The organism is Saccharothrix sp. NRRL B-16348 (assembly GCF_001280085.1).
Classification (GTDB): Bacteria; Actinomycetota; Actinomycetes; order Mycobacteriales; family Pseudonocardiaceae; genus Actinosynnema.
The window spans coordinates 1-352 of sequence record NZ_LGED01000116.1 but is presented as its reverse complement, the minus strand read 5'-3'; the positions used below and the strand labels follow the sequence as shown (position 1 = coordinate 352).

Annotated in this window: 1 pseudogene; it reads left to right on the top strand. The window is 68.2% G+C overall.

Annotated features, from left to right (window positions below):
• Positions 1-352 (top strand): annotated as a pseudogene (locus ADK67_RS52485) (PaaX family transcriptional regulator C-terminal domain-containing protein); the annotation flags it as partial.

Genomic DNA, 352 nt, shown 5'->3' with positions numbered 1-352 from the left:
CACGACGGCGAACACCGCGTCTGGCACAACGGCGCCCTCAACCACGACTGGAACGGCACCTGGACCCTCGTCGGCTTCTCCGTCCCCGAATCCTGGCGCCCCCAACGCCACGACCTCCGCTCACGCCTCACCTGGGCAGGCTTCGGCCCACTGCAGAACGGACTCTGGATCGCACCCGGCCACATCGACGTCCCCACCCTCCTCCACGACCTCGACCTGAGCGAGTACCTCAAGGTCTTCACCGCCCACACCGCCAAACCCACCGAAGCCGACCAGATCGTCCACACCGCCTACGACCTACCCGCCATCGCCGACCGCTACCACGCCTTCCTCCGCCGCTGGGACCACCACC